This is a genomic window from Klebsiella sp. HMSC16A12, from assembly GCF_001808265.1.
Classification (GTDB): domain Bacteria; phylum Pseudomonadota; class Gammaproteobacteria; order Enterobacterales; family Enterobacteriaceae; genus Klebsiella; species Klebsiella pneumoniae.
Window position 1 is genome coordinate 1 of record NZ_KV792627.1, and the last position, 17,233, is coordinate 17,233.

36 protein-coding genes are annotated in these 17,233 nt (G+C 50.9%); 34 read left to right on the plus strand and 2 right to left on the minus strand.

From position 1 onward, the window contains the following. From HMPREF3140_RS27590 to bfr, 3 genes are all read left to right on the plus strand, one after another. The coding region (locus HMPREF3140_RS27590; protein WP_072077167.1) for an EF-Tu C-terminal domain-related protein at positions 1-75 on the plus strand (75 nt) is incomplete at its 5' end. Between the two features lie 180 nt (positions 76-255). Then, positions 256-450 carry a bacterioferritin-associated ferredoxin gene (gene bfd, locus HMPREF3140_RS17770; RefSeq protein WP_004152415.1) on the plus strand — a complete coding sequence of 65 codons (195 nt, stop codon included), beginning with the start codon at positions 256-258 and terminating at the stop codon, positions 448-450. A gap of 73 nt (positions 451-523) precedes the next feature. Then, positions 524-1,000, plus strand: coding sequence for a bacterioferritin (bfr, locus tag HMPREF3140_RS17775; RefSeq protein ID WP_002919971.1), 477 nt, complete (start codon positions 524-526; stop codon positions 998-1,000). Here the strand turns inward: bfr and HMPREF3140_RS17780 are convergent. Then, positions 984-1,469: a prepilin peptidase gene (locus tag HMPREF3140_RS17780; RefSeq protein WP_015959081.1), complete on the minus strand. Its 486-nt coding sequence runs from the start codon at positions 1,467-1,469 to the stop codon at positions 984-986. The genes bfr and HMPREF3140_RS17780 overlap by 17 nt on opposite strands. A gap of 383 nt (positions 1,470-1,852) precedes the next feature. Here HMPREF3140_RS17780 and rpsJ point away from each other — a divergent pair, with 383 nt between their 5' ends. From rpsJ to HMPREF3140_RS27600, 31 genes are all read left to right on the plus strand, one after another. Further along, positions 1,853-2,164, plus strand: a complete 312-nt coding sequence (rpsJ, locus tag HMPREF3140_RS17785) for a 30S ribosomal protein S10 (RefSeq protein WP_001181005.1) — start codon at positions 1,853-1,855, stop codon at positions 2,162-2,164. 32 nt (positions 2,165-2,196) lie between these two features. Next, positions 2,197-2,826 (plus strand): 50S ribosomal protein L3, encoded by a 630-nt coding sequence (gene rplC / locus HMPREF3140_RS17790; protein WP_002919796.1) that lies wholly within the window; start codon positions 2,197-2,199, stop codon positions 2,824-2,826. A 10-nt stretch (positions 2,827-2,836) separates the two neighbouring features. Further along, positions 2,837-3,442, plus strand: coding sequence for a 50S ribosomal protein L4 (gene rplD / locus HMPREF3140_RS17795; protein WP_002919794.1), 606 nt, complete (start codon positions 2,837-2,839; stop codon positions 3,440-3,442). Further along, positions 3,439-3,741, plus strand: a complete 303-nt coding sequence (gene rplW, locus HMPREF3140_RS17800) for a 50S ribosomal protein L23 (RefSeq protein ID WP_000617546.1) — start codon at positions 3,439-3,441, stop codon at positions 3,739-3,741. The genes rplD and rplW overlap by 4 nt, the downstream gene beginning before the upstream one ends. Before the next feature lie 17 nt (positions 3,742-3,758). Beyond that, positions 3,759-4,580, plus strand: a complete 822-nt coding sequence (gene rplB / locus HMPREF3140_RS17805) for a 50S ribosomal protein L2 (RefSeq protein WP_002919786.1) — start codon at positions 3,759-3,761, stop codon at positions 4,578-4,580. A 16-nt stretch (positions 4,581-4,596) separates the two neighbouring features. Then, positions 4,597-4,875 carry a 30S ribosomal protein S19 gene (rpsS, locus tag HMPREF3140_RS17810; RefSeq protein ID WP_001138115.1) on the plus strand — a complete coding sequence of 93 codons (279 nt, stop codon included), beginning with the start codon at positions 4,597-4,599 and terminating at the stop codon, positions 4,873-4,875. Positions 4,876-4,889: 14 nt separating this feature from the next. Next, positions 4,890-5,222 (plus strand): 50S ribosomal protein L22, encoded by a 333-nt coding sequence (rplV, locus tag HMPREF3140_RS17815; protein ID WP_002919773.1) that lies wholly within the window; start codon positions 4,890-4,892, stop codon positions 5,220-5,222. Between the two features lie 17 nt (positions 5,223-5,239). Beyond that, a complete protein-coding gene (gene rpsC, locus HMPREF3140_RS17820) occupies positions 5,240-5,938 on the plus strand; it encodes a 30S ribosomal protein S3 (protein ID WP_002919766.1) in 699 nt (232 codons plus the stop codon). A gap of 12 nt (positions 5,939-5,950) precedes the next feature. Further along, a complete protein-coding gene (gene rplP, locus HMPREF3140_RS17825) occupies positions 5,951-6,361 on the plus strand; it encodes a 50S ribosomal protein L16 (RefSeq protein WP_002919759.1) in 411 nt (136 codons plus the stop codon). Beyond that, on the plus strand, positions 6,361-6,552 hold the full coding sequence (gene rpmC / locus HMPREF3140_RS17830) for a 50S ribosomal protein L29 (RefSeq protein WP_002919754.1): 192 nt from the start codon (positions 6,361-6,363) through the stop codon (positions 6,550-6,552). Before rplP ends, rpmC begins: the two co-directional genes overlap by 1 nt. After that, on the plus strand, positions 6,552-6,806 hold the full coding sequence (rpsQ, locus tag HMPREF3140_RS17835) for a 30S ribosomal protein S17 (RefSeq protein WP_002919751.1): 255 nt from the start codon (positions 6,552-6,554) through the stop codon (positions 6,804-6,806). Before rpmC ends, rpsQ begins: the two co-directional genes overlap by 1 nt. 165 nt (positions 6,807-6,971) lie before the next feature. After that, entirely contained in the window at positions 6,972-7,343 is a 372-nt protein-coding gene (rplN, locus tag HMPREF3140_RS17840) for a 50S ribosomal protein L14 (protein WP_002919748.1), read from the plus strand. Positions 7,344-7,353: 10 nt separating this feature from the next. Then, on the plus strand, positions 7,354-7,668 hold the full coding sequence (gene rplX, locus HMPREF3140_RS17845; protein WP_000729185.1) for a 50S ribosomal protein L24: 315 nt from the start codon (positions 7,354-7,356) through the stop codon (positions 7,666-7,668). Between the two features lie 14 nt (positions 7,669-7,682). Then, on the plus strand, positions 7,683-8,222 hold the full coding sequence (gene rplE, locus HMPREF3140_RS17850) for a 50S ribosomal protein L5 (RefSeq protein WP_001096200.1): 540 nt from the start codon (positions 7,683-7,685) through the stop codon (positions 8,220-8,222). 14 nt (positions 8,223-8,236) lie between these two features. Continuing rightward, the gene (gene rpsN / locus HMPREF3140_RS17855) at positions 8,237-8,542 is read left to right on the plus strand and encodes a 30S ribosomal protein S14 (RefSeq protein ID WP_002919667.1); all 306 of its coding nucleotides are present in this window, start codon (positions 8,237-8,239) and stop codon (positions 8,540-8,542) included. Positions 8,543-8,575: 33 nt separating this feature from the next. Further along, a complete protein-coding gene (rpsH, locus tag HMPREF3140_RS17860; protein ID WP_002919665.1) occupies positions 8,576-8,968 on the plus strand; it encodes a 30S ribosomal protein S8 in 393 nt (130 codons plus the stop codon). Between the two features lie 12 nt (positions 8,969-8,980). Further along, entirely contained in the window at positions 8,981-9,514 is a 534-nt protein-coding gene (rplF, locus tag HMPREF3140_RS17865) for a 50S ribosomal protein L6 (protein WP_002919662.1), read from the plus strand. A gap of 9 nt (positions 9,515-9,523) precedes the next feature. After that, positions 9,524-9,877, plus strand: coding sequence for a 50S ribosomal protein L18 (gene rplR, locus HMPREF3140_RS17870; protein ID WP_000358960.1), 354 nt, complete (start codon positions 9,524-9,526; stop codon positions 9,875-9,877). A gap of 14 nt (positions 9,878-9,891) precedes the next feature. Then, positions 9,892-10,395: a 30S ribosomal protein S5 gene (gene rpsE / locus HMPREF3140_RS17875; protein ID WP_002919545.1), complete on the plus strand. Its 504-nt coding sequence runs from the start codon at positions 9,892-9,894 to the stop codon at positions 10,393-10,395. Between the two features lie 3 nt (positions 10,396-10,398). Further along, positions 10,399-10,578, plus strand: a complete 180-nt coding sequence (rpmD, locus tag HMPREF3140_RS17880; RefSeq protein ID WP_001140434.1) for a 50S ribosomal protein L30 — start codon at positions 10,399-10,401, stop codon at positions 10,576-10,578. A gap of 3 nt (positions 10,579-10,581) precedes the next feature. Continuing rightward, a complete protein-coding gene (gene rplO, locus HMPREF3140_RS17885) occupies positions 10,582-11,016 on the plus strand; it encodes a 50S ribosomal protein L15 (protein WP_002919516.1) in 435 nt (144 codons plus the stop codon). A gap of 7 nt (positions 11,017-11,023) precedes the next feature. Continuing rightward, on the plus strand, positions 11,024-12,355 hold the full coding sequence (gene secY, locus HMPREF3140_RS17890; RefSeq protein ID WP_002919515.1) for a preprotein translocase subunit SecY: 1,332 nt from the start codon (positions 11,024-11,026) through the stop codon (positions 12,353-12,355). Positions 12,356-12,388: 33 nt separating this feature from the next. Next, complete coding sequence (gene rpmJ, locus HMPREF3140_RS27595; RefSeq protein ID WP_000868187.1) at positions 12,389-12,505, plus strand: 50S ribosomal protein L36; 117 nt, start codon at positions 12,389-12,391, stop codon at positions 12,503-12,505. A 146-nt stretch (positions 12,506-12,651) separates the two neighbouring features. Continuing rightward, on the plus strand, positions 12,652-13,008 hold the full coding sequence (gene rpsM / locus HMPREF3140_RS17895; RefSeq protein WP_002919259.1) for a 30S ribosomal protein S13: 357 nt from the start codon (positions 12,652-12,654) through the stop codon (positions 13,006-13,008). Between the two features lie 16 nt (positions 13,009-13,024). Beyond that, positions 13,025-13,414 (plus strand): 30S ribosomal protein S11, encoded by a 390-nt coding sequence (rpsK, locus tag HMPREF3140_RS17900; RefSeq protein ID WP_002919257.1) that lies wholly within the window; start codon positions 13,025-13,027, stop codon positions 13,412-13,414. A 33-nt stretch (positions 13,415-13,447) separates the two neighbouring features. Then, positions 13,448-14,068, plus strand: a complete 621-nt coding sequence (gene rpsD / locus HMPREF3140_RS17905; RefSeq protein WP_002919224.1) for a 30S ribosomal protein S4 — start codon at positions 13,448-13,450, stop codon at positions 14,066-14,068. Positions 14,069-14,093: 25 nt separating this feature from the next. Next, positions 14,094-15,083 (plus strand): DNA-directed RNA polymerase subunit alpha, encoded by a 990-nt coding sequence (locus HMPREF3140_RS17910; RefSeq protein WP_002919219.1) that lies wholly within the window; start codon positions 14,094-14,096, stop codon positions 15,081-15,083. Between the two features lie 40 nt (positions 15,084-15,123). Beyond that, positions 15,124-15,510, plus strand: a complete 387-nt coding sequence (gene rplQ, locus HMPREF3140_RS17915; protein ID WP_002919206.1) for a 50S ribosomal protein L17 — start codon at positions 15,124-15,126, stop codon at positions 15,508-15,510. Positions 15,511-15,618: 108 nt separating this feature from the next. Continuing rightward, a complete protein-coding gene (locus HMPREF3140_RS17920) occupies positions 15,619-15,987 on the plus strand; it encodes a DnaJ family domain-containing protein (RefSeq protein WP_032412494.1) in 369 nt (122 codons plus the stop codon). Positions 15,988-15,989: 2 nt separating this feature from the next. Continuing rightward, on the plus strand, positions 15,990-16,415 hold the full coding sequence (gene zntR, locus HMPREF3140_RS17925) for a Zn(2+)-responsive transcriptional regulator (protein WP_032412493.1): 426 nt from the start codon (positions 15,990-15,992) through the stop codon (positions 16,413-16,415). A 57-nt stretch (positions 16,416-16,472) separates the two neighbouring features. Continuing rightward, the gene (locus tag HMPREF3140_RS27600) at positions 16,473-16,751 is read left to right on the plus strand and encodes an alternative ribosome-rescue factor A (RefSeq protein ID WP_004188380.1); all 279 of its coding nucleotides are present in this window, start codon (positions 16,473-16,475) and stop codon (positions 16,749-16,751) included. Here the strand turns inward: HMPREF3140_RS27600 and mscL are convergent. Continuing rightward, on the minus strand, positions 16,687-17,100 hold the full coding sequence (mscL, locus tag HMPREF3140_RS17930) for a large-conductance mechanosensitive channel protein MscL (protein WP_004145325.1): 414 nt from the start codon (positions 17,098-17,100) through the stop codon (positions 16,687-16,689). The two genes, HMPREF3140_RS27600 and mscL, sit on opposite strands and share 65 nt — an antisense overlap. Positions 17,101-17,233 lie beyond the last annotated feature (133 nt).

Below are 17,233 nucleotides of genomic sequence, written 5' to 3' on the forward strand. Positions count from 1 at the left end.
GACGGTCTGCGTTTCGCAATCCGTGAAGGCGGCCGTACCGTTGGCGCGGGCGTTGTAGCTAAAGTTCTGGGCTAATTCGTTAGCTTTGAATTAAAAAGGGCGCTTCGGCGCCCTTTTTGCTGTCTGTCATTCAGCGAAAAACGGATTTTTGCAGGCTATTCATATCGTGCGTTGCGGCGGATAATGAGCAAATGGTCTATTGTAATCATAACCATTCTCATTTAATATTTGTGCATAAATTGAACGGGAGTTTCTATGTACGTTTGTTTGTGCAATGGCGTCAGCGATAAAAAAATTCGTCAGGTTGTGCGCCAGTTTCAACCGCAATCTTTTCAGCAATTACGTAAGTTTGTTCCCGTGGGAAATCAATGCGGTAAGTGTGTTCGTGCCGCGCGTGAAGTGATGGAAGATGAATTAACCACCATGCCGGAATTCAAAGAAATCGCCTGAAGTCCACGCTTCTCTTTTGACATCCCTATAGGCCGGACTACGCTTCAATGAGTGGAAGCGGAGGGACTATATAATGAAAGGTGATGTCAAAATCATAAGTTATCTCAATAAATTATTGGGAAATGAGCTAGTCGCAATTAATCAGTACTTTCTTCATGCGAGAATGTTTAAAAATTGGGGCCTGATGCGCCTCAACGATATTGAGTACCACGAATCCATCGACGAAATGAAGCACGCCGATAAGTATATCGAGCGTATTCTTTTTCTCGAAGGTATCCCTAATCTGCAGGATCTCGGCAAACTTGGCATCGGTGAAGATGTGGAAGAGATGCTGCGGTCCGATTTGAGGCTGGAGCTGGAAGGGGCGCAAAATTTGCGTGAGGCTATTGCCTATGCCGACAGCGTCCATGACTACGTCAGCCGCGATATGATGATTGAGATCCTGGCGGATGAAGAAGGCCACATCGACTGGCTGGAAACCGAACTCGATTTGATTGGCAAAATCGGTCTGCAAAATTACCTGCAGTCGCAGATCAAAGTGTCAGACTAGCCAGCGTCTGCCACCCGCACCAAAAACCCGCGGCCGCCAGGAATGGCCCAAACGGCAGCGGGTTGCTTCTTCCCCATTTGCTCTTCCTGCCGCAACTGGCGTATAAACCTGCTCCTGCCCACGCTATGCCGGCGAGTAGCGAGGCAACCAGGACCAACTGCGGCAGCAATCGCCAGCCATGCCAGGCGCCGAGGGCGGCAAGATATTTTATATCTCCATAACCCAACCCTTCATAGCCGCGGATACCGCGGTATAGCCAGTAAATCGCAGCCAAAGAGAGATAGCCCCCTATCGCCCCCCAGACGGCATCATGCAGCTGGTGCGGCGCCAGACAGAGATAAAAAAGTAAACCACTCCACAGCAGGGGACAGGTGTAACGGTCGGGCAACAGACCGTGGCGCAGATCCTGGTGGCATAATGCCACGGTCAAACCGCTATAGCACAGCAAGAAGGGGAGGGCGGCGAGCATAGTTGACCCCGCAATGATCGATGAACATTGCGTCACTATGCTCATCCTCTCCCGTTCAGCACAAAAGGCATTTTCCGGGAATGGATCCCACAATCCGCGCTCTTACTCCGCATTGCATCCCCGTACAGCGCGCTAACGCGAAGGCGCGCAAATCCTGGTGATGATTTTCTAAACAGCACTTGCGTCGCGCCAGAATTTGCGTATAATGCGCGGGCCTGTCAAAGTTGACGGCCGGTTCAATATGAACCCTGGTAATCGCATTTGGGTTATCAAACAATGTCCCCAATCGGGGGACTATGTAAGAACGGTTACACTCTCCCATCAATCGTAATGGGTATGAGGAGTAATCATTTCGTCTATAAAATAATTGGAGCTCTGGTCTCATGCAGAACCAAAGAATCCGTATCCGCCTGAAAGCGTTTGATCATCGTCTGATCGATCAATCAACCGCGGAAATCGTCGAGACTGCTAAGCGCACTGGTGCGCAAGTCCGTGGTCCGATCCCGCTGCCGACCCGCAAAGAGCGCTTTACCGTTCTGATCTCCCCGCACGTCAACAAAGACGCGCGTGACCAGTACGAAATTCGCACTCACAAGCGTCTGGTTGACATCGTTGAGCCAACTGAAAAAACCGTTGATGCTCTGATGCGTCTGGATCTGGCTGCCGGTGTAGACGTGCAGATCAGCCTGGGTTAATCAGGTCATCGAGCGATTGAGAGGTTGAAACAATGATTGGTTTAGTCGGTAAAAAAGTGGGCATGACCCGCATCTTCACTGAAGATGGCGTTTCTATCCCAGTAACCGTAATCGAAGTTGAAGCAAACCGTGTTACTCAGGTTAAAGACCTGGCTAACGATGGCTACCGCGCAATCCAGGTTACCACCGGTGCTAAAAAAGCTAACCGTGTAACCAAGCCGGAAGCGGGTCACTTCGCTAAAGCTGGCGTTGAAGCTGGCCGTGGTCTGTGGGAATTCCGTCTGGCTGACGGCGAAGAATTCACCGTAGGTCAGAACATTAGCGTTGAACTGTTTGCTGACGTTAAAAAAGTTGACGTAACCGGTACCTCTAAAGGTAAAGGTTTTGCTGGTACCGTTAAGCGCTGGAACTTCCGTACCCAGGACGCTACTCACGGTAACTCCTTGTCCCACCGCGTTCCGGGTTCTATCGGTCAGAACCAGACTCCGGGCAAAGTGTTCAAAGGCAAGAAAATGGCAGGTCAGCTGGGTAATGAGCGTGTAACCGTTCAGAGCCTGGACGTAGTACGTGTTGACGCTGAGCGCAACCTGCTGCTGGTTAAAGGTGCTGTCCCGGGTGCGACCGGTAGCGACCTGATCGTTAAACCAGCTGTGAAGGCGTGAGGAGATAGCAATGGAATTAGTATTGAAAGACGCGCAGAGCGCGCTGACTGTTTCCGAAACTACCTTCGGTCGTGATTTCAACGAAGCGCTGGTTCACCAGGTTGTTGTTGCTTATGCAGCCGGTGCGCGTCAGGGCACTCGTGCTCAGAAGACTCGTGCTGAAATCACTGGCTCCGGTAAAAAACCGTGGCGCCAGAAAGGTACCGGCCGTGCGCGTTCTGGTTCTATCAAGAGCCCGATCTGGCGTTCCGGTGGCGTGACCTTCGCTGCTCGTCCGCAGGACCACAGTCAAAAAGTTAACAAGAAGATGTACCGCGGCGCGCTGAAAAGCATTCTGTCCGAACTGGTACGTCAGGATCGTCTGATCGTTGTCGAGAAGTTCTCTGTTGAAGCGCCGAAAACTAAGCTGCTGGCGCAGAAACTGAAAGACATGGCTCTGGAAGATGTGCTGATCATCACCGGTGAGCTGGACGAGAACCTGTTCCTGGCCGCACGTAACCTGCATAAGGTTGACGTACGTGATGCGAACGGTATCGACCCGGTTAGCCTGATCGCCTTCGACAAAGTCGTAATGACTGCTGATGCTGTTAAGCAAGTTGAGGAGATGCTGGCATGATTCGTGAAGAACGTCTGCTGAAGGTGCTGCGCGCACCGCACGTTTCTGAAAAAGCGTCTACTGCGATGGAAAAAACAAACACCATCGTTCTCAAAGTTGCTAAAGACGCGACCAAAGCAGAAATCAAAGCTGCTGTGCAGAAACTGTTTGAAGTCGAAGTCGAAGTCGTTAACACCCTGGTTGTTAAAGGGAAAGTTAAACGTCACGGACAGCGTATCGGTCGTCGTAGCGACTGGAAAAAAGCTTACGTCACCCTGAAAGAAGGCCAGAATCTGGACTTCGTTGGCGGCGCTGAGTAAGTCGGAGGAGTAATACAATGGCAGTTGTTAAATGTAAACCGACATCTCCGGGTCGTCGCCACGTCGTTAAAGTGGTTAACCCAGAGCTGCACAAGGGCAAACCTTTTGCTCCGTTGCTGGAAAAAAACAGCAAATCCGGTGGTCGTAACAACAATGGCCGTATCACCACCCGTCATATCGGTGGTGGCCACAAGCAGGCTTACCGTATTGTTGACTTCAAACGCAACAAAGATGGTATCCCGGCAGTTGTTGAACGTCTTGAGTACGATCCGAACCGCTCCGCGAACATCGCGCTGGTTCTGTACAAAGACGGCGAGCGCCGTTACATCCTGGCCCCGAAAGGCCTGAAAGCTGGCGACCAGATTCAGTCTGGCGTTGATGCTGCAATCAAAGCAGGCAACACCCTGCCGATGCGCAATATCCCGGTTGGTTCTACCGTTCATAACGTAGAAATGAAACCAGGTAAAGGCGGTCAGCTGGCTCGTTCCGCTGGTACTTACGTTCAGATCGTTGCTCGTGACGGTGCTTATGTCACCCTGCGTCTGCGTTCTGGTGAAATGCGTAAAGTCGAAGCAGACTGCCGCGCGACTCTGGGCGAAGTTGGCAATGCTGAGCATATGCTGCGCGTTCTGGGTAAAGCAGGTGCTGCACGCTGGCGTGGTGTTCGTCCTACCGTTCGCGGTACTGCGATGAACCCAGTAGACCACCCACATGGTGGTGGTGAAGGTCGTAACTTTGGTAAGCACCCGGTATCCCCGTGGGGCCTGCAGACCAAAGGTAAGAAGACCCGCAGCAACAAGCGTACTGATAAATTCATCGTACGTCGCCGTAGCAAATAATTTTAGAGGATAAGCCATGCCACGTTCTCTCAAGAAAGGTCCTTTTATTGACCTGCACTTGCTGAAGAAGGTAGAGAAAGCGGTGGAAAGCGGAGACAAGAAGCCCCTGCGCACTTGGTCCCGTCGTTCAACGATCTTTCCTAACATGATCGGTTTGACCATCGCTGTCCATAATGGTCGTCAGCACGTTCCAGTATTTGTTTCCGACGAAATGGTCGGTCACAAACTGGGTGAATTCGCACCGACTCGTACTTATCGCGGCCACGCTGCTGATAAAAAAGCGAAGAAGAAATAAGGTAGGAGGAAGAGATGGAAACTTTAGCTCAACATCGCCATGCTCGTTCTTCTGCTCAGAAGGTTCGCCTTGTAGCTGACCTGATTCGCGGTAAGAAAGTGTCGCAGGCCCTGGATATTCTGACCTACACCAACAAAAAAGCTGCTGTACTGGTCAAGAAGGTACTGGAATCTGCCATTGCTAACGCTGAACACAACGATGGCGCTGACATTGATGATCTGAAAGTTGCGAAAATTTTCGTAGACGAAGGCCCGAGCATGAAGCGCATTATGCCGCGTGCTAAAGGTCGTGCAGATCGCATCCTGAAGCGCACCAGCCACATCACTGTGGTTGTGTCCGATCGCTGAGACTCTGGAGACTAGCAATGGGTCAGAAAGTACATCCTAATGGTATTCGCCTGGGTATTGTCAAACCATGGAACTCTACCTGGTTCGCGAACACCAAAGAATTCGCTGACAACCTGGACAGCGATTTTAAAGTACGTCAGTTCCTGACTAAAGAACTGGCTAAAGCGTCTGTATCTCGCATCGTTATCGAGCGTCCGGCTAAGAGCATCCGTGTGACCATTCACACCGCTCGTCCGGGTATCGTTATCGGTAAGAAAGGCGAAGACGTAGAAAAACTGCGCAAGGTCGTAGCGGATATCGCTGGCGTACCTGCACAGATCAATATCGCCGAAGTTCGTAAACCTGAACTGGACGCAAAACTGGTTGCTGACAGCATCACTTCTCAGCTGGAACGTCGCGTTATGTTCCGTCGTGCGATGAAGCGTGCTGTACAGAACGCAATGCGTCTGGGCGCTAAAGGTATCAAAGTTGAAGTTAGCGGCCGTCTGGGCGGCGCGGAAATCGCACGTACCGAATGGTACCGTGAAGGTCGCGTACCGCTGCACACTCTGCGTGCTGACATCGACTACAACACCTCTGAAGCGCACACCACTTACGGTGTAATCGGCGTTAAGGTATGGATCTTCAAAGGTGAGATCCTGGGTGGTATGGCTGCTGTTGAACAACCGGAACCGGCTGCTCAACCTAAAAAGCAGCAGCGTAAAGGCCGTAAATAAGGAGCGTCGCTGATGTTACAACCAAAGCGTACAAAATTCCGTAAAGTGCACAAAGGCCGCAACCGTGGTCTGGCGCAGGGTACGGATGTTAGCTTCGGCACTTTCGGTCTGAAAGCTGTTGGCCGTGGTCGTCTGACTGCACGTCAGATCGAAGCAGCACGTCGTGCTATGACCCGTGCAGTTAAGCGTCAAGGTAAGATCTGGATCCGTGTATTCCCGGACAAACCGATCACCGAGAAGCCGCTGGAAGTTCGTATGGGTAAAGGTAAAGGTAACGTGGAGTACTGGGTTGCCTTGATTCAGCCGGGTAAAGTCCTGTATGAAATGGACGGTGTACCGGAAGAGCTGGCCCGTGAAGCATTCGGCCTGGCAGCAGCGAAACTGCCGATCAAAACCACCTTTGTAACTAAGACGGTGATGTAATGAAAGCAAAAGAGCTGCGTGAAAAAAGCGTTGAAGAGCTGAACGCTGAGCTGCTGAACCTGCTGCGTGAGCAGTTCAACCTGCGCATGCAGGCTGCAAGTGGCCAGCTGCAACAGACTCATCTGCTGAAGCAAGTGCGTCGTGATGTTGCACGCGTTAAGACTTTACTGACTCAGAAGGCGGGTGCGTAATGACCGATAAAATCCGTACTCTGCAAGGTCGCGTAGTTAGCGACAAAATGGAGAAATCCATTGTTGTTGCTATCGAACGTATGGTGAAACACCCGGTTTACGGTAAATTCATCAAACGTACGACCAAACTGCACGTACATGACGAGAACAACGAATGCGGTATCGGCGACAAGGTTGAAATCCGCGAATGCCGTCCGCTGTCCAAGACTAAGTCCTGGACGCTGGTTCGCGTTGTAGAGAAAGCGGTTCTGTAATAGAGTACGCATTCTCGATACGGATAAACGGCTCAGCGATGAGCCGTTTATTTTTTCTACCCATATCTGGTTTGTGGTGTTATAATGCCGCGCCCTCGATATGGGGCTTTTTAACGACCCTAATTTTCGGGTCTCAGTAGTAGTTGACATTAGCGGAGCACTAAAATGATCCAAGAACAGACTATGCTGAACGTCGCCGACAACTCCGGTGCACGTCGCGTAATGTGTATCAAGGTTCTGGGTGGCTCGCACCGTCGCTACGCAGGCGTAGGCGACATCATCAAGATCACCATCAAAGAAGCAATTCCGCGTGGTAAGGTCAAAAAAGGTGATGTGCTGAAGGCGGTAGTGGTGCGCACCAAGAAGGGTGTTCGTCGCCCGGACGGTTCTGTCATTCGCTTCGATGGTAATGCATGCGTTATTCTGAACAATAACAGCGAGCAGCCTATCGGTACGCGTATTTTTGGGCCGGTAACTCGTGAACTTCGTACCGAGAAGTTCATGAAAATTATCTCTCTGGCACCAGAAGTACTCTAAGGAGCGAATCATGGCAGCGAAAATCCGTCGTGATGACGAAGTTATCGTGTTAACCGGTAAAGATAAAGGTAAGCGCGGTAAAGTTAAGAATGTCCTGTCTTCCGGCAAGGTCATTGTTGAAGGTATCAACCTGGTTAAGAAACACCAGAAGCCGGTTCCGGCTCTGAACCAACCAGGCGGCATCGTTGAAAAAGAAGCTGCAATTCAGGTTTCTAACGTTGCAATCTTCAATGCGGCAACCGGCAAGGCTGACCGTGTAGGCTTTAGATTCGAAGACGGTAAAAAAGTCCGTTTCTTCAAGTCTAACAGCGAAACTATCAAGTAATTTGGAGTAGTACGATGGCGAAACTGCATGATTACTACAAAGACGAAGTAGTTAAGAAACTCATGACTGAGTTTAACTACAATTCTGTCATGCAAGTCCCTCGGGTCGAGAAGATCACCCTGAACATGGGTGTTGGTGAAGCGATCGCTGACAAGAAACTGCTGGATAACGCAGCAGCTGACCTGGCAGCAATCTCCGGTCAAAAACCGCTGATCACCAAAGCACGCAAATCAGTTGCAGGCTTCAAAATCCGTCAGGGCTATCCGATCGGCTGTAAAGTAACTCTGCGTGGCGAACGCATGTGGGAGTTCTTTGAGCGCCTGATCACTATTGCTGTACCGCGTATTCGTGACTTCCGCGGCCTGTCCGCTAAGTCTTTCGACGGTCGTGGCAACTACAGCATGGGTGTCCGTGAGCAGATCATCTTCCCAGAAATCGACTACGATAAAGTCGACCGCGTTCGTGGTTTGGATATTACCATTACCACTACTGCGAAATCTGACGAAGAAGGCCGTGCTCTGCTGGCTGCCTTTGACTTCCCGTTCCGCAAGTAAGGTAGGGTTACTTAATGGCTAAGCAATCAATGAAAGCACGCGAAGTAAAGCGCGTGGCTTTAGCTGATAAATTCTTCGCTAAACGCGCTGAACTGAAAGCTATCATCTCTGATGTGAACGCAACCGACGAAGATCGTTGGAATGCCGTTCTCAAGCTGCAGACTCTGCCGCGTGATTCCAGCCCGTCTCGTCAGCGTAACCGCTGCCGTCAAACAGGTCGTCCGCATGGTTTCCTGCGGAAGTTCGGGTTGAGCCGTATTAAGGTCCGTGAAGCCGCTATGCGCGGTGAAATCCCGGGTCTGAAAAAGGCTAGCTGGTAATTGTCACCAATTGAATCACGGGAGTAAAGACAGATGAGCATGCAAGATCCGATCGCGGATATGCTGACCCGTATCCGTAACGGTCAGGCCGCGAACAAAGCTGCGGTCACCATGCCTTCCTCCAAGCTGAAAGTGGCAATCGCCAACGTGCTGAAGGAAGAAGGTTTTATCGAAGATTTTAAAGTTGAAGGCGACACCAAGCCTGAACTGGAACTTACTCTCAAGTATTTCCAGGGCAAAGCTGTTGTAGAAAGCATTCAGCGTGTCAGCCGCCCAGGTCTGCGCATCTATAAGAAAAAAGATGAGCTGCCGAAAGTTATGGCCGGTCTGGGTATCGCAGTTGTTTCTACCTCTAAAGGTGTTATGACTGATCGTGCAGCGCGCCAGGCTGGTCTTGGTGGCGAAATTATCTGCTACGTAGCCTAATCGGAGGAAAAAATGTCTCGTGTTGCTAAAGCACCGGTCGTTGTTCCTGCCGGCGTTGATGTAAAAATCAACGGTCAGGTTATTACGATCAAAGGTAAAAACGGCGAGCTGACTCGTACTCTCAACGATGCTGTTGAAGTTAAACATGCAGATAATGCACTGACCTTCGGTCCGCGTGATGGTTACGCAGACGGTTGGGCTCAGGCTGGTACCGCGCGTGCCCTGCTGAACTCAATGGTTATCGGTGTTACCGAAGGCTTCACTAAGAAGCTGCAGCTGGTTGGTGTAGGTTATCGTGCAGCGGTCAAAGGGAATGTAGTAAACCTGGCTTTAGGTTTCTCTCACCCGGTTGATCATCAGCTGCCTGCGGGTATCACTGCAGAATGTCCGACTCAGACTGAAATCGTGCTGAAAGGCGCTGATAAGCAGGTGATCGGCCAGGTTGCAGCAGATCTGCGCGCCTACCGTCGTCCTGAGCCTTACAAAGGCAAGGGTGTTCGTTACGCCGACGAAGTCGTGCGTACCAAAGAGGCTAAGAAGAAGTAAGGTAACACTATGGATAAGAAATCTGCTCGTATCCGTCGTGCGACCCGCGCACGCCGCAAGCTCCAGGAGCTGGGCGCAACTCGCCTGGTGGTACATCGTACCCCGCGTCACATTTACGCACAGGTAATTGCACCGAATGGTTCTGAAGTTCTGGTAGCTGCTTCTACTGTAGAAAAAGCTATCGCTGAACAACTGAAGTACACCGGTAACAAAGACGCTGCAGCAGCTGTGGGTAAAGCTGTCGCTGAACGCGCTCTGGAAAAAGGCATCAAAGATGTTTCCTTTGACCGTTCCGGGTTCCAATATCATGGTCGTGTCCAGGCACTGGCAGATGCTGCCCGTGAAGCTGGCCTTCAGTTCTAAGGTAGAGGTGTAAGATGGCTCACATCGAAAAACAAGCTGGCGAACTGCAGGAAAAGCTGATCGCGGTAAACCGCGTATCTAAAACCGTTAAAGGTGGTCGTATTTTCTCCTTCACAGCTCTGACTGTAGTAGGCGATGGTAACGGTCGCGTTGGTTTTGGTTACGGTAAAGCGCGTGAAGTTCCAGCAGCGATCCAGAAAGCGATGGAAAAAGCCCGTCGCAATATGATTAACGTCGCGCTGAACCACGGCACCCTGCAGCACCCGGTTAAGGGTACTCACACGGGTTCTCGTGTATTCATGCAGCCGGCTTCCGAAGGTACCGGTATCATCGCCGGTGGTGCAATGCGCGCCGTTCTGGAAGTCGCTGGGGTTCGTAACGTTCTGGCTAAAGCGTATGGTTCCACTAACCCGATTAACGTGGTTCGTGCAACTATCGACGGTCTGGAAAACATGAAGTCCCCGGATATGGTCGCTGCCAAGCGTGGTAAATCCGTTGAAGAAATTCTGGGGAAATAAACCATGGCAAAGACTATTAAAATTACTCAAACCCGCAGTGCAATCGGTCGTCTGCCGAAACACAAGGCAACGCTGCTTGGCCTGGGTCTGCGTCGTATTGGTCACACCGTAGAGCGCGAGGATACTCCTGCTGTTCGTGGTATGGTCAACGCGGTTTCCTTCATGGTTAAAGTTGAGGAGTAAGAGATGCGTTTAAATACTCTGTCTCCGGCCGAAGGCTCCAAAAAGGCGGGTAAACGCCTGGGTCGTGGTATCGGTTCTGGCCTCGGTAAAACCGGTGGTCGTGGTCACAAAGGTCAGAAATCTCGTTCTGGCGGTGGCGTACGTCGCGGTTTCGAGGGTGGTCAGATGCCTCTGTACCGTCGTCTGCCGAAATTCGGCTTCACTTCTCGTAAAGCGATGATCACCGCAGAGATCCGTCTCTCCGATCTGGCTCACGTAGAAGGCGATGTAGTAGACCTGAACGCGCTGAAAGCGGCTAACATTATCGGTGTCCAGATCGAGTTCGCGAAAGTGATCCTGTCTGGTGAGGTAACTCGTCCGGTAACTGTTCGTGGCCTGCGTGTGACTAAAGGTGCTCGTGCTGCTATCGAAGCTGCTGGCGGTAAAATTGAGGAATAAGTAGCAGATGGCTAAACAACCGGGATTAGATTTTCAAAGTGCCAAAGGTGGCCTTGGCGAACTGAAACGCAGACTTCTGTTTGTGGTCGGTGCGCTGATAGTGTTCCGTATTGGCTCTTTTATTCCGATCCCTGGTATTGATGCCGCTGTACTTGCCAAACTGCTTGAGCAACAGCGAGGCACCATCATTGAAATGTTCAACATGTTCTCTGGTGGTGCTCTCAGCCGTGCTTCTATCTTTGCGCTGGGGATTATGCCGTACATTTCGGCATCGATCATCGTGCAGCTGCTGACGGTGGTTTATCAACCGCTGGCGGAACTGAAGAAAGAAGGGGAGTCTGGTCGTCGTAAGATCAGCCAGTACACCCGCTACGGTACTCTGGTGCTGGCGATATTCCAGTCGATCGGTATTGCTACCGGTCTGCCGAATATGCCTGGTATGCAAGGCCTGGTGATTAATCCAGGCTTTGCATTCTATTTCACCGCTGTTGTCAGTCTGGTCACAGGGACTATGTTCCTGATGTGGCTCGGCGAACAGATCACTGAACGTGGTATCGGTAACGGTATCTCGATCATTATCTTCGCCGGTATCGTTGCGGGACTCCCGCCGGCCATCGCCCATACTATCGAGCAAGCGCGTCAAGGCGACCTGCACTTCCTCCTGTTGCTGTTGGTTGCAGTATTAGTATTTGCAGTGACCTTCTTTGTTGTATTCGTTGAGCGTGGTCAACGCCGCATTGTGGTAAACTACGCGAAACGTCAACAGGGTCGTCGTGTCTATGCTGCACAGAGCACACATTTACCGCTGAAAGTGAATATGGCGGGGGTAATCCCGGCAATCTTCGCTTCCAGTATTATACTGTTCCCGGCAACCATCACGTCATGGTTCGGGGGTGGTACTGGTTGGAACTGGCTGACAACAATTTCGCTGTATTTGCAGCCTGGGCAACCGCTTTATGTGTTACTCTATGCGTCTGCAATCATCTTCTTCTGTTTCTTCTACACGGCGTTGGTTTTCAACCCGCGTGAAACAGCAGATAACCTGAAGAAGTCCGGTGCATTTGTACCAGGAATTCGTCCGGGAGAGCAAACGGCGAAGTATATCGATAAAGTGATGACTCGCCTGACTCTGGTTGGTGCGTTGTACATTACTTTTATCTGCCTGATCCCGGAGTTCATGCGTGACGCGATGAAAGTGCCGTTCTACTTCGGTGGGACCTCGCTGCTTATCGTTGTTGTCGTGATTATGGACTTTATGGCTCAAGTGCAAACTCTGATGATGTCCAGTCAGTATGAGTCTGCATTGAAGAAGGCGAACCTGAAAGGCTACGGCCGTTAAAACTGGTCGCCCGAGAAGTTACGGAGAGTAAAAATGAAAGTTCGTGCTTCCGTCAAGAAATTATGCCGTAACTGCAAAATCGTTAAGCGTGATGGTGTCATCCGTGTGATTTGCAGTGCCGAGCCGAAGCATAAACAGCGCCAAGGCTGATTTTTTCGCATATTTTTCTTGCAAAGTTGGATTGAGCTGGCTAGATTAGCCAGCCAATCTTTTGTATGTCTGTACGTTTCCATTTGAGTATCCTGAAAACGGGCTTTTCAGCATGGTGCGTACATATTAAATAGTAGGAGTGCATAGTGGCCCGTATAGCAGGCATTAACATTCCTGATCACAAACATACCGTTATCGCTTTAACCGCTATTTTCGGTATCGGCAAAACCCGTTCTAAAGCCATCTGCGCTGAAACGGGCATCGCTGAAAATGTTAAGATCAGTGAGCTGTCTGAAGAACAAATTGATATTCTGCGTGAAGCAGTAGGTAAATTTGTCGTTGAAGGTGATCTGCGCCGTGAAATCACCCTGAGCATCAAGCGTCTGATGGACCTTGGTTGCTACCGTGGTTTGCGTCATCGTCGTGGTCTCCCGGTTCGCGGTCAGCGTACCAAGACCAACGCACGTACCCGTAAGGGTCCGCGTAAACCGATCAAGAAATAATCGGGGTGATTGAATAATGGCAAAGGCACCAATTCGTGCACGTAAGCGTGTAAGAAAACAAGTCTCTGACGGCGTGGCTCATATCCATGCTTCTTTTAACAACACCATCGTTACCATCACTGATCGTCAGGGTAACGCACTGGGTTGGGCAACAGCCGGTGGTTCCGGTTTCCGTGGTTCTCGCAAATCCACTCCGTTCGCAGCTCAGGTTGCAGCAGAGCGTTGCGCAGAAGCCGTAAAAGAATACGGCATCAAGAATCTGGAAGTTATGGTCAAAGGTCCGGGTCCGGGTCGCGAATCTACCATTCGTGCACTGAACGCCGCTGGTTTCCGCATCACTAATATTACTGATGTGACTCCGATCCCTCATAACGGTTGTCGTCCGCCGAAAAAACGTCGCGTATAACGCTGCGTTTTCCAGGTTAGTTGGAGAAAGAAAATGGCAAGATATTTGGGTCCTAAGCTCAAGCTGAGCCGTCGTGAGGGCACCGACTTATTCCTTAAGTCTGGCGTTCGCGCGATCGATACCAAGTGTAAAATTGAACAAGCTCCTGGCCAGCACGGTGCGCGTAAGCCGCGTCTGTCTGACTATGGTGTGCAGTTGCGTGAAAAGCAAAAAGTTCGCCGTATGTACGGTGTGCTGGAGCGTCAGTTCCGTAACTACTATAAAGAAGCAGCACGTCTGAAAGGCAACACCGGTGAAAACCTGTTGGCTCTGCTGGAAGGTCGTCTGGACAACGTTGTATACCGTATGGGCTTCGGCGCCACTCGTGCTGAAGCACGCCAGCTGGTTAGCCACAAAGCGATTATGGTAAACGGTCGTGTTGTTAACATCGCTTCTTATCAGGTTAAAGCGAATGACGTTGTCAGCATTCGTGAGAAAGCGAAAAAGCAATCTCGCGTGAAAGCCGCTCTGGAGCTGGCTGAGCAGCGTGAAAAGCCAACCTGGCTGGAAGTTGATGCTGGCAAGATGGAAGGTACGTTCAAGCGTCAGCCGGAGCGTTCTGATCTGTCTGCGGACATTAACGAACACCTGATCGTCGAGCTTTACTCCAAGTAAAGCTTAGTACCAAAGAGAGGACACAATGCAGGGTTCTGTGACAGAGTTTCTAAAACCGCGCCTGGTCGATATCGAGCAAGTGAGTTCGACGCACGCCAAGGTGACCCTTGAGCCTTTAGAGCGTGGCTTCGGCCATACTCTGGGTAACGCACTGCGCCGTATTCTGCTCTCATCGATGCCGGGTTGCGCGGTGACCGAGGTTGAGATTGATGGTGTACTGCACGAGTACAGCACCAAAGAAGGCGTTCAGGAAGACATCCTTGAAATCCTGCTCAACCTGAAAGGGCTGGCGGTGAGAGTTCAGGGTAAAGATGAAGTCATCCTTACTTTGAATAAATCTGGCATTGGCCCTGTGACCGCAGCCGACATTACCCACGACGGTGATGTCGAAATCGTCAAGCCGCAGCACGTGATTTGCCACCTGACTGATGAGAACGCTGCTATTAGCATGCGTATCAAAGTTCAGCGCGGTCGCGGTTATGTGCCGGCTTCTGCCCGAATTCATTCGGAAGAAGATGAGCGCCCAATCGGCCGTCTGCTGGTCGACGCCTGCTACAGCCCTGTAGAGCGTATTGCCTACAATGTTGAAGCTGCGCGTGTAGAACAGCGTACCGACCTGGACAAGCTGGTCATCGAAATGGAAACCAACGGCACAATCGATCCTGAAGAGGCGATTCGTCGTGCGGCAACCATCCTGGCTGAACAACTGGAAGCTTTTGTTGACCTACGTGATGTACGTCAGCCAGAAGTGAAAGAAGAGAAACCAGAATTCGATCCGATCCTGCTGCGCCCTGTTGACGATCTGGAATTGACTGTCCGCTCTGCTAACTGCCTCAAGGCAGAAGCTATCCACTATATCGGTGATCTGGTACAGCGTACCGAGGTTGAGTTGCTGAAAACGCCGAACCTGGGTAAAAAATCTCTTACTGAGATTAAAGACGTGCTGGCTTCCCGTGGACTGTCTCTGGGCATGCGCCTGGAAAACTGGCCACCAGCAAGCATTGCTGACGAGTAACCGGATCACAGGTTAAGGTTTTACTGAGAAGGATAAGGTCATGCGCCATCGTAAGAGTGGTCGTCAACTGAACCGCAACAGCAGCCATCGCCAGGCTATGTTCCGTAACATGGCAGGTTCGCTGGTTCGTCATGAAATCATCAAGACGACCCTGCCGAAAGCGAAAGAACTGCGTCGCGTAGTTGAGCCGCTGATTACTCTTGCCAAGACTGATAGCGTTGCTAATCGTCGTCTGGCATTCGCCCGCACTCGTGATAACGAGATCGTGGCAAAACTGTTTAACGAGCTGGGCCCGCGTTTCGCGAGCCGCGCCGGTGGTTACACTCGCATTCTGAAGTGTGGCTTCCGTGCAGGCGACAACGCGCCGATGGCATACATCGAGCTGGTTGATCGTGCTGAGCCGAAAGCAGAAGCTGCTGCAGAGTAATCTGTAGTAACGTAAAAAAACCCGCCCCGGCGGGTTTTTTTATATCTACCCCATCCCCACTTCACTACAATATCTGTACTCTTTTTGTTCATCCCCCGGAGCCGTAGAATGTGGTTACTGGATCAGTGGGCAGAACGCCATATCCTCGATGCCCAAGCCAAAGGTGAGTTCGATAATTTACCCGGCAGCGGCGAGCCGTTAACTCTCGATGACGATTCGCATGTACCGGCCGAGCTGCGGGCAGGCTATCGCCTTCTGAAGAATGCAGGGTGTCTTCCCCCGGAGCTAGAGCAGCGCAGAGAGGCGGTGGCTCTGGCAGACTTGCTGAAGGGTGTGCGTCAGAACGACCCGCGGCATGGCGAACTCAGCAAGCGCCTTGCTCTGCTCGAGCTTAAGCTGCGTCAGGCAGGACTGAACACCGACTTTTTACGCGGTGAGTACGCCGATGCGTTGCTGCATAAAATCAATCAGGAGTGAATATGTATCGTATTGGTGAGCTGGCAAAACTGGCCGATGTGACGCCAGATACCATCCGTTATTATGAAAAACAGCAAATGATGGATCATGACGTGCGCACTGAGGGGGGATTTCGTCTTTACTCGGATAACGATCTTCAGCGTCTGCGCTTTATTCGTTATGCCCGACAACTGGGTTTCACCCTGGAAGCGATCCGCGAATTATTGTCGATCCGCATCGATCCGGAGCATCATACCTGTCAGGAGTCGAAAGGGATCGTTCAGGCGCGATTAAGTGAAGTTGAGGCGCGGATTAAAGAGCTACAGACGATGCGCCGCTCTCTGCAGCGGCTCAACGATGCCTGTTGCGGCACTGCCCACAGCAGCGTTTACTGTTCTATCCTTGAGGCCCTTGAACAAGGGGCCAGCAACGGCAATGGCGGACGTTGATTTTTTAAACGCGCGGATCTACACTCGCGCCGAGTTTATACATATACCGGAGTAACTATGAGTCGCTATCAGCATACTAAAGGACAAATTAAAGATAACGCCATTGAGGCACTTCTCCACGATCCGTTATTCAGGCAGCGCGTAGAGAAAAACAAGAAAGGGAAAGGAAGCTATCAACGTAAAGATAAACATGCAGGAAGGGTTGATCGGGAGGCCAGTGGCAAGCAAGCGAATCGCTTTTTTACCACTGGCCTTCTGCTTTCTCTGCTGATTAAGAACGGTTGTTTTGTTCTTTCAGCAGATCGCGAATTTCGCTCAGCAGAACTTCTTCTTTAGAGGGAGCTGGCGGTGCCGCCGGAGCCTCTTCTTTCTTACGATTTAACTTATTCATCAATTTAATCGCCATGAAGATGGCAAACGCGACGATGATGAAATCGAAAACGTTCTGAATGAATACCCCATAATGCATCACCACAGCCGGGACATCGCCCTGGGCATCACGTAGCGTGACGGCAAACTGTTTAAAATCGATCCCGCCAATCAACAGGCCGAGTGGCGGCATAATAATATCCGCGACCAGTGATGAAACAATTTTACCGAATGCTGCACCGATGATCACACCTACTGCCAAATCGACAACGTTCCCGCGCATCGCGAATTCGCGAAACTCTTTTAAAAAACTCATTTTATTCTCCTTGTGCCAGCTGACGTTGTAAGTTTAACAAATGTATTTTCATTTGCCATTCCCAGCAGATAGTTACTGCAAAATATTAACCTTTGAATAATAAGGGATAATAAAAAGGCGCCTGTTCGGCGCC

Excerpts from the sequence above, each read along its gene's own strand:
- bfd (WP_004152415.1), top strand. The coding sequence starts at position 256 with ATGTACGTTTGTTTGTGCAATGGCGTCAGCGATAAAAAAATTCGTCAG.
- bfr (WP_002919971.1), top strand. The coding sequence starts at position 524 with ATGAAAGGTGATGTCAAAATCATAAGTTATCTCAATAAATTATTGGGA.
- HMPREF3140_RS17780 (WP_015959081.1), bottom strand. The coding sequence starts at position 1,469 with ATGCTCGCCGCCCTCCCCTTCTTGCTGTGCTATAGCGGTTTGACCGTG.
- rpsJ (WP_001181005.1), top strand. The coding sequence starts at position 1,853 with ATGCAGAACCAAAGAATCCGTATCCGCCTGAAAGCGTTTGATCATCGT.
- rplC (WP_002919796.1), top strand. The coding sequence starts at position 2,197 with ATGATTGGTTTAGTCGGTAAAAAAGTGGGCATGACCCGCATCTTCACT.
- rplD (WP_002919794.1), top strand. The coding sequence starts at position 2,837 with ATGGAATTAGTATTGAAAGACGCGCAGAGCGCGCTGACTGTTTCCGAA.
- rplW (WP_000617546.1), top strand. The coding sequence starts at position 3,439 with ATGATTCGTGAAGAACGTCTGCTGAAGGTGCTGCGCGCACCGCACGTT.
- rplB (WP_002919786.1), top strand. The coding sequence starts at position 3,759 with ATGGCAGTTGTTAAATGTAAACCGACATCTCCGGGTCGTCGCCACGTC.
- rpsS (WP_001138115.1), top strand. The coding sequence starts at position 4,597 with ATGCCACGTTCTCTCAAGAAAGGTCCTTTTATTGACCTGCACTTGCTG.
- rplV (WP_002919773.1), top strand. The coding sequence starts at position 4,890 with ATGGAAACTTTAGCTCAACATCGCCATGCTCGTTCTTCTGCTCAGAAG.
- rpsC (WP_002919766.1), top strand. The coding sequence starts at position 5,240 with ATGGGTCAGAAAGTACATCCTAATGGTATTCGCCTGGGTATTGTCAAA.
- rplP (WP_002919759.1), top strand. The coding sequence starts at position 5,951 with ATGTTACAACCAAAGCGTACAAAATTCCGTAAAGTGCACAAAGGCCGC.
- rpmC (WP_002919754.1), top strand. The coding sequence starts at position 6,361 with ATGAAAGCAAAAGAGCTGCGTGAAAAAAGCGTTGAAGAGCTGAACGCT.
- rpsQ (WP_002919751.1), top strand. The coding sequence starts at position 6,552 with ATGACCGATAAAATCCGTACTCTGCAAGGTCGCGTAGTTAGCGACAAA.
- rplN (WP_002919748.1), top strand. The coding sequence starts at position 6,972 with ATGATCCAAGAACAGACTATGCTGAACGTCGCCGACAACTCCGGTGCA.
- rplX (WP_000729185.1), top strand. The coding sequence starts at position 7,354 with ATGGCAGCGAAAATCCGTCGTGATGACGAAGTTATCGTGTTAACCGGT.
- rplE (WP_001096200.1), top strand. The coding sequence starts at position 7,683 with ATGGCGAAACTGCATGATTACTACAAAGACGAAGTAGTTAAGAAACTC.
- rpsN (WP_002919667.1), top strand. The coding sequence starts at position 8,237 with ATGGCTAAGCAATCAATGAAAGCACGCGAAGTAAAGCGCGTGGCTTTA.
- rpsH (WP_002919665.1), top strand. The coding sequence starts at position 8,576 with ATGAGCATGCAAGATCCGATCGCGGATATGCTGACCCGTATCCGTAAC.
- rplF (WP_002919662.1), top strand. The coding sequence starts at position 8,981 with ATGTCTCGTGTTGCTAAAGCACCGGTCGTTGTTCCTGCCGGCGTTGAT.
- rplR (WP_000358960.1), top strand. The coding sequence starts at position 9,524 with ATGGATAAGAAATCTGCTCGTATCCGTCGTGCGACCCGCGCACGCCGC.
- rpsE (WP_002919545.1), top strand. The coding sequence starts at position 9,892 with ATGGCTCACATCGAAAAACAAGCTGGCGAACTGCAGGAAAAGCTGATC.
- rpmD (WP_001140434.1), top strand. The coding sequence starts at position 10,399 with ATGGCAAAGACTATTAAAATTACTCAAACCCGCAGTGCAATCGGTCGT.
- rplO (WP_002919516.1), top strand. The coding sequence starts at position 10,582 with ATGCGTTTAAATACTCTGTCTCCGGCCGAAGGCTCCAAAAAGGCGGGT.
- secY (WP_002919515.1), top strand. The coding sequence starts at position 11,024 with ATGGCTAAACAACCGGGATTAGATTTTCAAAGTGCCAAAGGTGGCCTT.
- rpmJ (WP_000868187.1), top strand. The coding sequence starts at position 12,389 with ATGAAAGTTCGTGCTTCCGTCAAGAAATTATGCCGTAACTGCAAAATC.
- rpsK (WP_002919257.1), top strand. The coding sequence starts at position 13,025 with ATGGCAAAGGCACCAATTCGTGCACGTAAGCGTGTAAGAAAACAAGTC.
- rpsD (WP_002919224.1), top strand. The coding sequence starts at position 13,448 with ATGGCAAGATATTTGGGTCCTAAGCTCAAGCTGAGCCGTCGTGAGGGC.
- HMPREF3140_RS17910 (WP_002919219.1), top strand. The coding sequence starts at position 14,094 with ATGCAGGGTTCTGTGACAGAGTTTCTAAAACCGCGCCTGGTCGATATC.
- rplQ (WP_002919206.1), top strand. The coding sequence starts at position 15,124 with ATGCGCCATCGTAAGAGTGGTCGTCAACTGAACCGCAACAGCAGCCAT.
- HMPREF3140_RS17920 (WP_032412494.1), top strand. The coding sequence starts at position 15,619 with ATGTGGTTACTGGATCAGTGGGCAGAACGCCATATCCTCGATGCCCAA.
- zntR (WP_032412493.1), top strand. The coding sequence starts at position 15,990 with ATGTATCGTATTGGTGAGCTGGCAAAACTGGCCGATGTGACGCCAGAT.
- HMPREF3140_RS27600 (WP_004188380.1), top strand. The coding sequence starts at position 16,473 with ATGAGTCGCTATCAGCATACTAAAGGACAAATTAAAGATAACGCCATT.
- mscL (WP_004145325.1), bottom strand. The coding sequence starts at position 17,100 with ATGAGTTTTTTAAAAGAGTTTCGCGAATTCGCGATGCGCGGGAACGTT.